The organism is Caulobacter sp. P1_B12_2 (assembly GCF_056406675.1).
The window spans coordinates 1-15,297 of the sequence record NZ_JBFTZS010000005.1; the positions used below are offsets into that span (position 1 = coordinate 1).

General features: G+C 68.5%; 9 protein-coding genes. 1 reads left to right on the forward strand and 8 read right to left on the reverse strand.

The window, feature by feature from the left end; all coding sequences use genetic code 11:
- The coding region (locus AC1DZ6_RS00595) for a TonB-dependent receptor (protein ID WP_477095253.1) at positions 1-2,871 on the forward strand (2,871 nt) is incomplete at its 5' end.
- A 134-nt stretch (positions 2,872-3,005) separates the two neighbouring features.
- On the opposite strand, the gene AC1DZ6_RS00600 is transcribed toward AC1DZ6_RS00595, so the two are convergent.
- The 8 genes from AC1DZ6_RS00600 to AC1DZ6_RS00635 all read right to left on the reverse strand — a co-directional run bounded on the left by AC1DZ6_RS00600 (position 3,006) and on the right by AC1DZ6_RS00635 (position 15,041).
- Complete coding sequence (locus tag AC1DZ6_RS00600; RefSeq protein ID WP_477095254.1) at positions 3,006-3,710, reverse strand: DUF6250 domain-containing protein; 705 nt, start codon at positions 3,708-3,710, stop codon at positions 3,006-3,008.
- Positions 3,707-5,257, reverse strand: coding sequence for a rhamnogalacturonidase (locus tag AC1DZ6_RS00605; protein WP_477095255.1), 1,551 nt, complete (start codon positions 5,255-5,257; stop codon positions 3,707-3,709). Before AC1DZ6_RS00605 ends, AC1DZ6_RS00600 begins: the two co-directional genes overlap by 4 nt.
- On the reverse strand, positions 5,254-6,219 hold the full coding sequence (locus AC1DZ6_RS00610; RefSeq protein ID WP_477095256.1) for an alpha/beta hydrolase: 966 nt from the start codon (positions 6,217-6,219) through the stop codon (positions 5,254-5,256). The genes AC1DZ6_RS00605 and AC1DZ6_RS00610 overlap by 4 nt, the downstream gene beginning before the upstream one ends.
- On the reverse strand, positions 6,209-7,489 hold the full coding sequence (locus tag AC1DZ6_RS00615; RefSeq protein WP_477095257.1) for a rhamnogalacturonan acetylesterase: 1,281 nt from the start codon (positions 7,487-7,489) through the stop codon (positions 6,209-6,211). Before AC1DZ6_RS00615 ends, AC1DZ6_RS00610 begins: the two co-directional genes overlap by 11 nt.
- Positions 7,490-7,616: 127 nt before the next feature.
- Positions 7,617-8,378: an SDR family NAD(P)-dependent oxidoreductase gene (locus AC1DZ6_RS00620; protein WP_477095258.1), complete on the reverse strand. Its 762-nt coding sequence runs from the start codon at positions 8,376-8,378 to the stop codon at positions 7,617-7,619.
- 11 nt (positions 8,379-8,389) lie between these two features.
- The gene (locus AC1DZ6_RS00625; protein WP_477095259.1) at positions 8,390-10,789 is read right to left on the reverse strand and encodes a glycoside hydrolase family 2 TIM barrel-domain containing protein; all 2,400 of its coding nucleotides are present in this window, start codon (positions 10,787-10,789) and stop codon (positions 8,390-8,392) included.
- A gap of 142 nt (positions 10,790-10,931) precedes the next feature.
- Positions 10,932-11,999, reverse strand: coding sequence for a glycoside hydrolase family 43 protein (locus tag AC1DZ6_RS00630; protein WP_477095260.1), 1,068 nt, complete (start codon positions 11,997-11,999; stop codon positions 10,932-10,934).
- A 57-nt stretch (positions 12,000-12,056) separates the two neighbouring features.
- A complete protein-coding gene (locus AC1DZ6_RS00635; protein WP_477095261.1) occupies positions 12,057-15,041 on the reverse strand; it encodes a TonB-dependent receptor in 2,985 nt (994 codons plus the stop codon).
- Positions 15,042-15,297 lie beyond the last annotated feature (256 nt).

Consider the following 15,297-nt stretch of genomic DNA (forward strand, 5'->3'; position numbering starts at 1 on the left):
GCGCTGGGCCGGGTGACCGGCGTTCAGCTGGCCCGCGATTTCGGCGAAGGCAACGCGGTCTCGATCCGCGGCGTCGAGCCCGACCTGAACCGTGTCGAAATCAACGGCATGAGCACCCTGTCGACGGCGGGCAACCTGTCTGTCTACGGCGGCGGCGGCCGTTCCAACGACTTCCGCGAACTGGCCGCCGAACTGGTCCAGTCGATCGACGTGTTCAAGGGCTTCACCGCCGACATGACCGAAGGCGGCGTCGGCGGGACGGTCTCGGTGATCACCCGCAAGCCGCTCGACTTCGCCAAGCCCACCATCTCGATGACCGCTTCCGCCCAGAAGCTGGACACGATGGACGACTGGACCCCGCGCGGCAACATCATCGCGGCCGGCAAGTTCTTCGACGACCGCCTGGGCCTGATGGCCAACGTCACCTATGACAAGGTCGATACGCGTGGCGACTTCGTCCGCAACTCGTCGTGGGGCCGCTTCGCCGATTTCGACGCTTCCGCCGACAAGACCGTCCCGTACTACAACAGCGCCTACAACCAGCAGATCAACGCGCTGGCGCGCGGCGTCACGACCCAGGCGGGCTGCACCGCGCTGACCACGCCGGACGGCACCCAGATCTCGACCGCCAACCTGCGCACCGCCTGTCAGTCGCAATGGTACGACTACGCGCCGCGCACGGCCCGCTACGGCGTCTGGTATCGGGGCGACGAGCGCGTCACCGCTGAATTCACCGCGCAGTATCGCTTCACCGACAAGCTCGACGCCTGGATCAGCTACAATCGTAACGAGCGCAGCCAGACGCTCAACGACATCAACTACGGCACTGACTTCACCTCGGCGATCCGCCTGCGCAACACGGCCACCGCCACCACCTGCTCGGCCACCGACACCACGGGCAGCTCCGTCAAGGTCGACGCCAACCACAACGTCACCGCCTATACGCTGGGCAACTGCCTGAACACGGCCAGCGCCGGCGGCCAGAGCGGCTTCGGCATCAGCGCCCGCGACTTCTCCCTCAAGACCACCAGCGACTACGTCAGCTTCGGCGGCCGCTACAAGGGCGACCGTCTGCAGGTCGAGTTCCTGGGTTCGACCGCCAAGACCGACAACACGACCGAGACCAACAACGTCAGCGTCACCTTCGACACCCCCGGCCTGGCTGTGACCCTGGATCCGGGCACCGGCAATCCGTCGTTCAAATTCGCTCCGGGCTACAGCCCCAGCGACGCCGCGGCGATCCGCCAGTTCCAGATCCAGTACCGCCCGTCGCTCGCGTACCAGGACGAAAAGCAGTTCAAGCTCGACTTCGACTACGACACCCACCTGCCGTTCATCACCAAGGTGGAGTTCGGCGGGCGCACCACGGACTACAAGACGTCGGGCTACGGCTATGGCGGCTTCATCCTGAACGGCGGGGCCAACCCGTATTCGACCCTCGACGACACGGTGATCTACTCCAACGCGGTCAACTCGACGGCGACGATCTCGAACGTCGCCGGGGCTCCCGATCAGACCAATCCGGTGCTCGGGGCGGCCAACACCACGGGCTATTGGGGTTCCAGCGAGGTCTGGTCGCGGGCGTTCGCCAACTCGGTGTTCGCCAGCAGCATGTCGCCGCTGCCCAGCGAATTCTACTTCGGCGGCGGCACGACCCCGTCGATGTGGAACTATCCCGACTTCGACAAGATCTCGCAGAACCTCGACACCACGCACTTCAATCTGAACAACATGAAGAGCACCGTCGGCAACGATGGAAATACCTACACTCAGATCCCGTACAACATTCGCGAAGAGACCAACGCGCAGTACATCAAGTTCAACTATAACTTCCCGGTTGGACCCTACGACATCGACGGCAACTTCGGTTGGCGTCGAGTTCAGACCAAGGTGACCGCGGCGGACGTGTCGACGCGCAGCTCGACCTATGCGGCGACCAACGGCGGCACCTCGACCACCTACGTGCTGAGCAACAGCTCCGCCAAGTCCGAGCGGGACTACACGGTGTGGCTGCCCAGCTTCAACGTCGGCCTCTGGTTCGTCCCGAACAAGCTGTCGACTCGCTTCGGCTTCGCCCAACTGATGGCCCGCCCGCGCCTCGACTTCCTGAAGCCGGTGCTGAACTGCACGGACGACCGCTCGCCGGACGCCAATGGCGACTTCGACGAACCGAGCTGCACGGCCGGCAACCCGGACCTGAAGCCCTATCGCGCCAACCAGTACGACCTGAGCTTCGAATACTATCCCAACCAGGACACCCAGATTTCGGTGGGTCTGTTCTACAAGGACATCAAGCAGTTCTACGTCTCGTCCCGCACGCTGATCGGCAAGCGCGACGTGTACGGCGACGGCTCCCTGTACAACGTCAACACCTACATCAACGGCGACGGCGCCAAGATCTCGGGCGTGGAAATCACGGCCAAGACCGCGTTCACCTTCCTGCCGGGCTTCCTGTCGGGCTTCGGTGTCGACGCCAACTACACCTACCAGAAGGCCAAGGACGTCGAGCTGTACTCGATCCTCGACGGTTCGCCGCTGCCGTTCCCGGGCCTGTCGCCCGACAGCGCCAACGCGACCCTGTGGTATGACAAGGGGCCGTTCAACGCCCGCCTGGCCTACAACTTCCGCTCCAAGTACCTGGTCTCGGCCGCCGACACCTCGGGCCAGCCCGTGTACCGCGACTCGACCGGCTATCTGGACGGCAAGGTCACGTGGAAGCCGAACCTGTTCAACATCCAGGGCCTGTCGTTCTTCGTCGAAGGCAAGAACCTGACCAAGGAAGAAGAACGCTCGACCGCCGGCGACATCCGCCTGACGGAACTGGGCTACTTCGGCCGCCGCTTCTTCGTCGGCATGACGGCGAAGTTCTAGGACCTAGCCAGGTGCGGCGTCCCGGTGTCGAGCCGGGACGCCCGCCACGCTCCGCGACCCTCACGATCTAGGAACGACTTCAGGGCCGCGCCGGTATGGCGCGGCCCTTTTTGTCTTCACCATGGTCGGCAGGCCTAGCGCGGCAGCTGGAACACCCGGAACCGCCGCACGCGCAGGTGGCTCAGCGTCGTGCGCAGGCCGAACCAGCCGCGGGTGTAGGGCTCGGCGTCGTTCAGCTCGAACAGCTTGCGGTCGTCGYTCCAGTACTGGATCAGCCCGCCGTCGGCCACGAGCCGAACCGTCTGCCACCGGTTGGGAACCAGCATCTCGTCGGCCGCCGCGTGGTCGTGCCGGGGCAGCAGCGGCCGGTCGCCCGGACGGCCGACATAGCGGCGGAAACGGGTCGAGGTGTTGGCGTTGCCGCCCTGGCCCACATAGTACGTCTTCAGCGTGTCGTAGTCGGCGAAGGCGCCTGTTCGTGGCGTAGCCAGTGGGCTGCCTCCGCCGGCGTCACGGGCCATCCAGAAGGCGTTCAGGTCGCTGACCCGATCGTGGGGACCGCCCGCCGAGACCGCCTGGGCTTCGTACTGGATCATCACCGGGCCGATCAGCTCGGGCCGGAACCACAGGGTCAGGCCGGCGGGGGCGTCGATGTCGAGCACGCCGTCCTGGACGTCGACCTTGGCGGGCTTCTCGGCTTCTAGCGCCCACTGGTCCAGGCCATGGCGGAAGTCGTCGGCGTGCAGGCGGCGGCCGTGCCGAGGGGGGCGGGGTGAAGCCGCGAAGGCGGGCGTGGCCGCCAGACAGGCCAGCCCGCCGAGGATCGCGCGGCGTCTCATCGCTCGTCTCCGTCCGTCGTTGCTTCGATGCGGCGGGTAGGATCGGCGGTCAGGTCGGACACGTCCTCGGCGACGATCGGCTCCGCGCCCTGCATCCAGGCCAGATCCAGCCCCGTGAACCGCGCGCCGTGCACGGCCTGCAGCAGGATCGGCGGGCGGGGATCGGGCGTCAGGGTCTCGATGCGGACATTGTCCAGCTTCAGGCCCGAGACGTGCCGGGCCCACAGGCCATGGGCGGGGGTGGGACCGAACATGCTGGGCTCGGGATAGGCGTGGGTCATGTCGTCCGGCCGGCGGTCGGTCCAGGCCGCATCGCCGCCGCCGGCATAGACCAGACGGATGTCGCTCAACTCGACATCCTCGATCGGATCGCCCTCCAGGCCCGCGATCGTGGCGGCGTAGTCGGGCAGGATGTCCAAGGCGGTCAGGTTACGAACGCTGACCCGTCGAATGGCGCCGCGCGTCGTTCCCTCGGGACCGCGCCCCCGGTCGCCCAGCCGCAGAAACAGCGGGGCGGTGGTCACCTCACGCATGACGATGTCGCGGATCGTGACGTCCTCGATCACCCCGCCGTCGACGGTCTCCAGCGCCAGGCCGCGCGAACGGGTGAAGACGCAGTCGCGGATCGTGATGTGCCGGAAGCCGCCGTTSGACTCSGTGCCCAGCTTGATCCGGCCGGTGACGCGGTCCTGGTCGGGGGACAGCTGCTGAGTGCGGCCCTCGGTCCCGTCCAGCATGGTCCCCAGGTCGAAGCCGCTGACGTGGCAGCGGGTGATCTCGACGCGTTCGGTGGCGCGGACCTCGCCCAGGGCCAGCGAGCTTTTCAGCACGATGGCGTCGTCATTGGGCGTGTTGACCCGGCAGTCGGCGATGGTCACGTCGCGGCAGCAATCGATGTCCAGCCCGTCGCGATTGGTGTCGACGCGCAAGGACCGGATCGTGAGGTCGTCGCAGCCGGTGGCCAGCACCGCGAAGTGACCGCCGCGCCAGATCGTGAAGCCTTCGAGGCGGGCGCGGCGGGCGTTCTTCAGGGCGATGGCCTTGTTGCCCTGGCCGGCCATGGCCTCGAGGTCCGGCACGAGGATCGCCATCTCCTCGGGGGAAAGGCCCGCCATGCTGACCGGAAACTCGCCGGCCTGGCGGGTCCAGCGCGAGCCAGGGCCTTCGCGAGTCATGCCGACGCCGTCGATCAGGCCCGGACCGACGATGGCGACGTCCTCGACGTCGTCAGCCCAGATCAGGCTGTTGCGCCAGTGGCTGTGGCCGAAGTCCTGGTAGAGGTCGAACGGGTTGGGCTCGGCGGGATCGTAGGCCCCTGCATGACGGGCCGGGTCGGCGGCCTCCAGCACGCAGTCTTCGTCCAGCCGCAGCGTGACGCCGCTCAGCAGGCGGATCGAGAACGACAGCCAGCGCCCGGCCGGCAGCACCACCTCGCCGCCGCCGACCGCATGGGCCACGGCGATCGCCGCGTTGATCGCGTCGGTGTCCAGGGTCACGCCGTCGCCCAGCGCCCCGAAATCCCGGACGTCGAGCGGCGGCAGGGTCATGCGTAGAGGCCGTGCCGCTTGAAGAAGGCGCTCAGCAAGGCGGGCCAGGGCATGGCGACGCCGCCGGGGCCGTTCAGCCCGAAGCCGTGGCCGCCGGACTCGAAGACGTGCAGCTCGCTGGCGATCTTCTGGGCGCGCAGGGCCTGGAACATCATCAGGCTGTTCTCCATCGGCACCACCTTGTCGTCGGCGGCGGCGGCGATGAAGGTGGGCGGGGCGTCGGCGGGGATGTCGTGCTCGGCCGACACCGCCAGGCGCTGGGCGTCGGTGGGGTTGGAGCTCAGCAGCGACTTCAGCGAGCTGCCGTGGGCATGTGGCGCGGTCATGGTGACGACCGGGTAGAACAGGCCGGCCGCGTTGGGGCGGGTCGACAGGCGGTCGGCGGCGTCGATCGGGGCGTACGACTCTGTTGCGAAGCGGGTGGCCAGCCGCGCGGCGACGTGGCCGCCGGCCGAGAAGCCGGTCACCGCGATCCGTTCGGGGTCCAGACCCCACTTGCCCGCATTGGCGCGGATCAGGCGGATGGCGCGCTGGGCGTCCTGCAAAGACACATCCGGACCCGCCGCCCAGCCGTCGGCCGGCAGGCGGTAGTCCATGACGAAGGCGGTGACGCCCTGGTCGGCGATCCAGGCGTCGATCGAGCCGCCGGCCTTGCTGACCGCCACGCGGATATAGCCGCCGCCGGGGATCATCAGGATGGCCGCGCCGTTCGGCTTGGCCGGCCGGCGCATCATCAGCCAGGGCTTGGTGATGTTCAGGAAGGCGGTGTCGTTGGGATCGCCGCCGGGCTTGCGCAGGATCACCTGCTCGGTGACCGTGACCTTCTCGCCGCCGGGCGGCTTGCCGGGCCACAGGTCCATGACCTCGATGGTCGAGGCGGTCGCGGCTTGGGCGCGGGCCAGGGCCGGCGCGGCGAGGGCCAGGGCGCCCAGGCCCAGGAGCGAGCGACGATCAGTTGCCACGGGGAATCTCCGCGCKGCGGGCGGCGCTGGGCGCCAGGACGAAGGTGTCGGGCGAGGGCGGCTTGGCCGGGTCGAACGGCGACAGGCCGTCGGCCAGATGGGCGGCCAGGTCCGGGACCTGGGCGCGGATCCCCGCGACCACGCACTCGGCCAGCACATAGGCGCCGTAGTTATTGTGATGGGTGGCGTCCCTGCCGCCGTCGCCGAAGGCCTTCGGGGCGTCGGCGGGACCCAGGGCCTCGTAGAAGGCCGCGCTCATCGTCAGCAGGTCGATCACCGGGACGCCGGTTTCGCGACCGACGGCGCGCACGGCCTCGGGATAGTCGCCGTGGGTGTTCACGATCTTGCCGGCCGCGTCGAACTTGCGGCGGTGCATTGAGGTCACCAGCACCGGCTTGGCCCCGCGCCGCCGCGCCTCGCCGATATAGGCCTTCAGGTAGTCGCGGTAGGTGGTGGCGGCCTCGGCATAGGTCTGAGGCCAATTGGCCTTCTGGTCGTTGTGCCCGAACTGGATTAGCAGCCAGTCGCCCGGTTTGATCCGGCTGAGCAGCTTGTCCAGCCGGTGCTCGAACAGGAACGACTTCAGCGTCTCGCCGGACTCCGCGTGGTTGGCCACCGAGACGTCGGGCTTGAAGAACCGGGGCAGCATCTGGCCCCAGCTGGCGCCGGGCTCGAAGCGCTGATCCGTCACCGTGGAGTCGCCGGCCAGGTAGACCACCGGCACGGTCACGGGCTCGACCCGAATGCGGCGCACGGCCGGAGCCGGTCCGCAGAACTCCAGGGTCAGCTTATCGTCCCAGTTATACGAGCCTTCCTCGCGCGGATTGAGCAGCACCCGCACGCCGCCGGGAGCGTTGAGCGGCGGCGCGGTCAGGGCGGCGGTGCGGACATTGACGACGAACGTGACGGTCGCGGTCTTGCTGGCCTTCGTGACGATCCGCTCGGCCATCAGCCGCCGGGACTCGGCCTTGACGGTGGTGTCCGACGCGGCCTTGCCGCCCAGCTCCAACGTCACTCGATAGTCGCCCTCGGGCACGGCGATCGAGAACAGGAACGGGYCGCCAAGGGACATGGGGCCGGGKGAGGGCTCGAAGCCATGGCCGACCGCAGGATCGTAGGCGGCGTCACGGGCGACACGGACGTGTCCGGGCGCGATCTTGTCGTCGCCGAAATCGAAGGCCCAGGTCGGCATCGGTTTCACGGGCTCCGCCGCCCAGCCGGCGGTTGGCGCGACAGCGAGGGCGGCCAGGACGGCGCGTCTGTGCATCATCAAGGCGCGGCCTCCCTCTGTCGGTCTCTGGGCGATCTGTGTCGCGGCGTTGATCTCAGAAATATCGGCCACGCGACGCCAAGGCAACGGATTTCACATTTCGAGACGTAGTCCCGTAAAGTGAAACTCAAGGCATCAACTGCCCGCCGTTGACGTGCAGGATCTGGCCCGTGACGTAGCCGCTGACGCTGGGCGAGGCCAGGAATAGGATCGGCCCGACCACGTCCTGCGGCTCGCCGATCCGGCCCAGATGCACGGCGTTCTTCATCGCTTCCATGCGGTCGGCCGGGGTCTGGGCGTGGAAGGGCGTGGCGATCACCCCGGGCGCGACGGCGTTGACCCGGATGTTCCGCTTGGCCAGATCCCGGGCCATGTGGCGGGTCAGGTTGTGCACATAGGCCTTGGCCGAGGCGTAGTGGCCGGAGCCCGGTCCGCCGCCGTCGTTCGCGGCGATCGAGCCGAGGTTGACGATCGACCCACCGCCCTGGGCTTCGAGGTGCGGCACGGCGGCCTGGGAGGCGGCGATCAGCGAGCGGACATTGAGGTTCATCACCGCGTCGAAGGTGTCCTCGGTCCAGTCCATGAACAGGTGTCGGCCGGTCAGGGAGCCGGCGTTGTTGACCAGGATGTCCAGCCGGCCCAGGGCCTGGGCGGCGGCCTCGACCATCGGCGCGGCCTGGGCCGGATCGCCCAGGTCGGCCTGGATGGCGACCGCGAACCCGCCTTCCGCCAGGATCGCGTCAACGACGGCGTGGGCCGCCTCGGCGCTGGAATTGTAGTGCACCGCCACCCGCGCGCCCTTGCGGGCGAAAGCCTGGGCCGTGGCCGCGCCGATGCCGGTGCTGGCGCCGGTGACCAGCACGCCCTTGCCGTGGAAATCGTCGAACATGGAAACGCCTTTCAAGGCCGCGACGGGCCGACTGGGAGGGTGAGCGTGGCGCCCTTCAGGCCCGGCGCGCTGGCCTGGACCGTCACGGCGCCGCTGGAGCCCGACCCTCGCACGAAGGCCGTGGCCTTGCCGCGCCAGGCCTGGCGGGTGGGCGAGGCGAACGGCGTGTGGTCGGTCGGGGCGGCGTTGTCGGCGGCGACCAGACGGCCGGAACCGCCGACCGAGAAGGTGATGGCCGCGTTCGAGGACGGTACGACCACCCCGTTGGCGTCCACCACCTGGGCGCGGACCAGGGCCAGGTCGTCGAAGGTCGAGCCCACGGCCTTGTCGTCGCTCGCCAGCACCACGCGAGCGGGCCGGCCGGCGGTGCGCAGCACGTCGCGCGGCCCCGAGGCGCCGCAGGACGCCGCCACCTCGCCCGGCGCGAAGGTCACGCTCCACTGCCGGGGCGAGCCGTCGGCGGGCAGGGGCTTGGCGCCCAGGGCCTTGCCGTTCAGCGTCACCTCCACCGAAGGGCAGTTGCTGTAGACCTCGATGGTCTCGGGATGCGGCGACAGGTCGGCCGGCGTCCAGTCGTCGGCGATATCGATCTTGGCCCGAGGCGTGGCGACGGCGATCATGGTCGGCAGGGCGGGGGCGGGACCCGCGCCGTCGTTGGACGGCGGCGGCGCGGCCGGGGCGGCGTTGCGCACCACGTGGATCACGGGCGTCTCGGCCCACCAGCCGGCCCGCTGCATGCCCGAGACCTTCAGCGCCCCGGTGCGGTCGAGCAGGCCGGCGGGGTTGTCGATATTGGGCCAGCCGCTGCGGTCGGACTCGCCCAGGTAGTCGATCCCGGTCCACAGGAACATGCCGGCATAGGGGGCGTAGTCGCGCACCGCGATCCACGAGCCGCGCGTGTGGCTGTTCTCGGTTCCGACGATCTTGCGGGCCGGTTTCGCCTCGTGGGCGGCGGTCAGTTCGTTCTCGCGGTAGTTCTGGCCGACCACGTCCAGCATGTCGGCCAGGCCGTTGCTGTAGTCGCCGGTCACGTTGGGGCGGAACAGGCCCATGGTCACCGGCCGGGTCGGATCGGCGGCGTGCATCACGTCCAGCAGGCTCTTCAGCGCCGCCTTGGCCTGGACCGGATAGGCGGTGTCGTGGATCTCGTTGCCGGCGCTCCAGATCACGACGCTGGGGTGGTTGCGATCGCGGCGCAGCATGTCGCGGGCGTCGCGCTTGTGCCAGTCGCCGAAGAACAGGTGGTAGTCGCCGGGGTTCTTGGCGACGTTCCACTGGTCGAACAGCTCGTCCATGACCACGAAGCCCATCTGGTCGGCCAGGTCGAGAAACGCGGGCGAGGGCGGGTTGTGGGCGGTGCGGATGGCGTTGACGCCCAGGGCCTTCAGCGCCGTGAAGCGCTGGCGCCAGACGGCGTCGGGCACGGCCGCGCCCAGCGCGCCGCCGTCGGCGTGCAGGGCCACGCCCTTCAGCTTGATGTTCTTGCCGTTCAGCCAGAAGCCGGTGTCGGCCTCGAATTTCGCATCCCGAACGCCGAACGGCACGACCTCGCGGTCGAGCACTTGTCCGTCGCCTCCGACCACTTGGATCGCGGCCTTGTAGAGGTTTGGGTTGGCCAGATTCCACAGGCGAGGCGTGGGCAGGTCGACCTGCGCGCTCAACGTCTCGGTGCGGGCGACGCCGATCGCGACCGGCGCGACGCTGCGCTTGGCCATCACCTTGCCGTCCGGATCGGTGACGACGATCTCAAGCCCGGCGTTGGCGTCGGCCTTGCCGCTGTTGGTGATCTCGATCTCGACCTTGGCGACGGCCCGGTCCTTGGCGATCGTCGGCGTGCTGACGAAGGCGCCGCCTTGCTCGACGTGCAGGTCGCCGGTCTCGATCAGCCGAACGTTCCGATAGATCCCCGAGCCGGCGTACCAGCGCGACGACGGCGCGAACGAGGTGTCGGCGCGCACGGCCAGCACGTTGAGTCCGTCGGCGCGCAGGAAGTCGGTGATGTCGTAGCGCAGGCCGACATAGCCGCTGGGCCGATGGCCCAGGTGATGGCCGTTGATCCAGACGCCGCTGCGCTCCATCACCCCGTCCAGCTCGACGAACACCCGACGGCCGGGCGCGGGTTTGACGTCGAGGGTCTTGCGGTACCAGGCCACGCCGGTGGGCAGGAAGCCACCGGCTCCACCGGCCCGCGCCTTGAGGTCGAACGGCCCGGCGATGGCCCAGTCGTGCGGGACCGAAACAGCGGCCCAGCGGGAGTCGTCGAGGGCGGCGGTCTCCGCGCCTTCAGGGTCGCCCTGGACGAAGCGCCAGCCGTCGGCGAGAGGCGTCGTGGTGCGGTCGGCGGCGTGGGCGGCGGTCGTCAGCAGGGTCAGGGCGGTGGCGGCGAGGAGGAAATGGCGGGTCTTGAGCACGGGGACTCCTGTCGTTCAAATCTCAAAAGTCTTGTCATCCCGGGCGTAGCGAAGCGCAGACCCGGGACCGACGCCTGAGCGCCGCGTTCCATGTCGGTCCCGGATCGGCGCGCTCCGCCCTTGTCCGGGACGACAAGGGGGGCTACGGCCCGCCCACGCGCTCGACCGGATCGCCGTCCAGGTCGATCCGCTGCCGGACGATCTCCAGGTGATCCCCGGCGTCGCGCATCTCATAGAGCTTGCCGCGGGCGTTCTTGAACGGGCGGTGGAGCACCATCATCAACTGGCCGTCGAAGCGCTTGAACAGCATGCCGTGGCCGCTGTCGTAGCGGATCAGCGGCTCCAACTGCTCCCACGGCCCGGCCAGGGTCCCGCTCTTCGAGCGGGCCTGGGACTGGACATAGCCCTTGGCGTCGTAGCTGGACCACAGCATCAGCAGGACGCCGGTCCTGGTGCGGAACAGCTCGGGGCCGTCGGTGACGAACACCGTGTCGCCGGCCGCCTGTTTCTGGCCCTTGGCCCAGGGCGCGTCGCTGGCCTTGAACAGAACGGTCGCGGGGCCCTTGGCGTCCAGGTCGTCGGTGACCGGAATGGCCTCGATCGTGCCGTCGGTGGCCTGCAGCCACTCGTGGGCGTAGACGAACCAAGGCTTGCCGGCCGGATCGACATAGAGGGTGCCGTCCAGTGTCATCAGATCCTTCGGCGCGGCGGGCTCGCCGTCGCGGAGCAGCTCGAACGGGCCTTCAGGGCGTTCGGCCACAGCCACCACCGTGCCCCGGCGATAGGGCGTGCGCTTGTCGATCGGCGGCAGGCTGGCGGCCTCGTCGTGGAAGGTGGTGAACAGCCACCATCGGCCGCGCCATGGGTGGACCTCCGGCGCCCAGGCGCCGCCCTTGAACCAGGCGTCGGTCGGCGCGACGAACACCGCCTTGGCGTGGCTCCAGGCCTTCAGGTCGCGGCTGGTGTACATCATCGTGCCCAGGCCGGGTGTCCCGCTGACGGCCTCGATATTGGACGTGTAGAGCCGATAGAGACCCGCCTTGGCGTCAACGACGATCCAGGGATCGTGCAGCGGCATGTCGGGCAGGGCTAGCGTGGCGGGCTTCGCCGCTTGAGCCGTGGCGCCCGGCGGAGGCGCGGCCTGGGCCAGGGCGCCTGTCGCGCCGATCGCCGCCAGGGCCAACCCCAGCATCACCGTCCTGGCCATCATGCGGTACTCCAGACAGATAAGGGGACGGCCCCGCGCGAGGCGGAGCCGTCCGAGTCACTAGAAGCGGTAGTTCAGTCCGACCACGAACGAGCGGCCGGAGTGGACGTAGAGCAGGGTGTCGTCGCGACCGGAGTCGCGGCCGTAGCGCAGCGGCTCGTCGGTCAGGTTCTGGCCCTCGACCGACAGACGCAGCTGCTTGCTGATGTTGTAGGACGCGCTGAAGTCGATGTTGGTCGAGCCGTCGACGACGGTCACGTCGTGGCCGTTCACGTCGCCCAGCACGTTGAGCAGATAGTCCGAACGGTGGGCCGCCGAGACCCGGGCGCTGACCTTCTCGTCTTCATAGTAGAGGGTCAGGTTGTAGGCGTCGGGCGACAGGCCGGTGAAGTTGGCCGTCTGGGTCAGCAGCTCGTTGGCCGCCGTGTTCGGGTTGTCCACCCGGGTGATGTAGGTGATCTCCGACTTCACGTGCGTGTAGTTGGCCAGCACCCCGAACCGGCTCCAGAAGCCGGGCAGGAAGCTGAACGGGCTCTGGAAGTTGACCTCGTAGCCGTCGAGCGGACCGCCGGGCGTGTTGACCTTGCGGTTCACGGTCACCGTGGTGGTCGGCAGGGTCGGGCACTGCGGGGCGGCGGTCAGGCTGCAGCCGCCGCTAACCAGGACCGACGGGTCCAGGCCCAGGGTGTTGAACACCGCCAGTTCGCTGACGCCCTGAATGAAGGTGTCGATGTCCTTGTGGAAGTAGCCAACCGAGATCAGCGAGTCCTTGGCGAAGTACCATTCGGCCTGCAGGTCGACGGTCTTGGCCCGGATCGGCTGCAGGTCGGGATTGCCGATGCTGACGTTCTGGGTCTGGGTGTTGATCGTCGTGGTCGGGGCCAGGTCAGTATATTCAGGGCGCGACAGGGTCTTGCCGGCCGACAGGCGCAGCAGGAAGTCCGGCCGGACCTCGGCGCTGACGTTCATCGAGGGCAGGGTGTCGGAATATTCGTTGTCGATGGTCACGACGTTGCGGGTCGCGCCGGCGCTGACCACGCCGGTCGAGGCGACCTCGGTCTTGACCCGGCGCACGCCGACGTCGCCCTTGATCGGCACCGACCAGAGATCGAAGTTGAAGTCGGCCATGGCGTAGCCGGCGAAGATCTCCTCCTTCACGCCGCGGATCACCTGGTTGAGGGTGTCGTACTGCGAGCCGGGCACGGCGGCGCAGTTGCACTCGATGTTCAGCTTGCCGATGAACTTGTCGAGATCGACCGCCGCCCAGGACGACGGCACGCCCGTCCCGCCCAGACCCTTGCCGAAGCCGCTGATCTGGCGCGAGACGTCGGCCAGGGTCGTGCCGGCCGGCAACGGCGGGTTGGCGCCGTTGGAGCCGAACCCGACCTCGTAGTTGCTCCAGGTGTTCTTGCGCTGCGACAGGCCGGCGCGGATCGAGACGAAGTCCGCCGCCTTCCACTTGGCGTTCACCTCGGCGGTTTCCAGCTTGTTCTTGGTGTCGAGATAGCGGCCGACGAACTGGCCGTTCACCGTGCCGTCCGCGCCCAGCGGCGCGAACTTGAAGCTGTTGGGATTGGTGATGTCGATGACGTGGTTCAGGGTCGGGACGTTGTTGTTGCCGCGGAAGTCGAACGAGTAGCCGTTGACGTTCGGCGCATCGAACTGGACGGTCGTCCGCTCGGGGTTCTTCAGATCCGACCGCGACGAGCCGATCAGGCCGTCGATGCTGAACCGCTCGCCGAAGTCGTGGCGCCCCGACAGCACATACTCGCCGAAATAGGTGGTGTAGCGGTCGCGCAGGCCCTCGCTGCGGATGTCGACGCCGTTGAACAGGCCATAGTCCCACGACCCGTCAGGGGCGAAGTGGGCGTCGAGGATCGAGCTGTGGGCTTTGCCGTTGGCCTGGGCGATCGAGCGGCCGAACGAGATGGCCTCGATATAGTTGTCGTGGCGCAGGTTCTCGAACGTGCCGAGCAGCATGTCGAAGTTCAGCTCGGTGGCGCTGGACGGCTTCCATTGCAGGGCGCCGGTGACGCCCGTGCGCTCGTATTCGGTGCTCGAGCGACGGTAGCGCGGAATGCGGGGCGCGAAGGCGCCGGAGCCGGCGGCGGGGACCGCGACCGTGCCGCCGAAGTTGTCGGTGCGTGAGAACACGCTGTTATAGGCCGACAGCACCGAGGTGCGGGGCAGGCCGAACGCGCAGTTGGCGGCGTCGGTGCCCTTGGCGGGCGTGGTGGCCGGGTTCTGCGGCGTGTAGCCCAGCGGCGAGCAGAAGCCGCCGTCGGCGCTGGCCGGCAGCAGCTCGACGGCCTCGTAGCCTTCCTCGACGGCGGTGCGCTTGGAATAGGCCACCGAGACCAGGGCGCCGAAGTTGCCCCAGGTGTTGGAATAGAGGCCGGTGAAGCGGGGCTGGGTGTCGCGCGACAGGCTGTTGTGGAACGCCTGGGCGCCCAGGGCGATGGTCTGGCCGCGATAGTCGAACGGCCGGCCGCTGCGCAGATCGACCGTCGCGCCCAGCGAGCCTTCCTCGACATTGGCTGACGAGGTCTTGCGCACCTCGACCGAGTTGAACAGTTCCGAGGCGAAGACGCTGAAGTCGAAGCCGCGGCCGCGGTTGGTGCTGCCGTTGATGTCGGACGAGCCCGTGGCGGTGACGCCCTCGATGCCGTTGATCCGCACCCGGGTGAAGCCGGCGTTCAGGCCGCGCACGGTGATCTGCTTGCCCTCGCCGCCGTCGCCGCGAGTCAGGGAGACGCCAGGGATGCGCTGCAGCGACTCCGCGAGGTTGGCGTCGGGGAACTTGGCGATGTCCTCGGCCTTGATGACGTCGACGATGCCGGAGGTCTGGCGCTTGATGTTCAGGGCGCTGGCCAGGCTGGCGCGGAAGCCAGTGACCACCACCTCCTCGACCGTGTCGGCGTTGGGCGGGGCCGTCGCTTGCGCGGCGTCCTGGGCGTGGGCCGGCGCCAGCAAGGCGGCCGAGGCGAGAACCGCCAGCGAACAGCCTGAGACGAGACGAGCCGCGCGGATGCGTCGGGTGATCATGACTTCCTCCCTCACAGGGCTCGCGCCCTCTTGTTCTTGTGAAGCAACGCCGCCTGCCTTTTCCCGGCCGGTCAGCGCTAAGCATTTCCTCTCATAAAATGGGACATAATCCCATTTCGTGAAAACTTAACGCGAAAGGCGCGTCAGAGCAATCCCGCGGCGAACGTCGTTATCGCTGCGAGGTGAAGGGCGGGGCGCCGGCGTGAGCGACGCTGGCGACGGCGCGCCCGTCAGCGTCGCCAGGGCGACCCGTGTC

Excerpts from the sequence above, each read along its gene's own strand:
- AC1DZ6_RS00620 (WP_477095258.1), bottom strand. The coding sequence starts at position 8,378 with ATGTTCGACGATTTCCACGGCAAGGGCGTGCTGGTCACCGGCGCCAGC.
- AC1DZ6_RS00630 (WP_477095260.1), bottom strand. The coding sequence starts at position 11,999 with ATGATGGCCAGGACGGTGATGCTGGGGTTGGCCCTGGCGGCGATCGGC.
- AC1DZ6_RS00635 (WP_477095261.1), bottom strand. The coding sequence starts at position 15,041 with ATGATCACCCGACGCATCCGCGCGGCTCGTCTCGTCTCAGGCTGTTCG.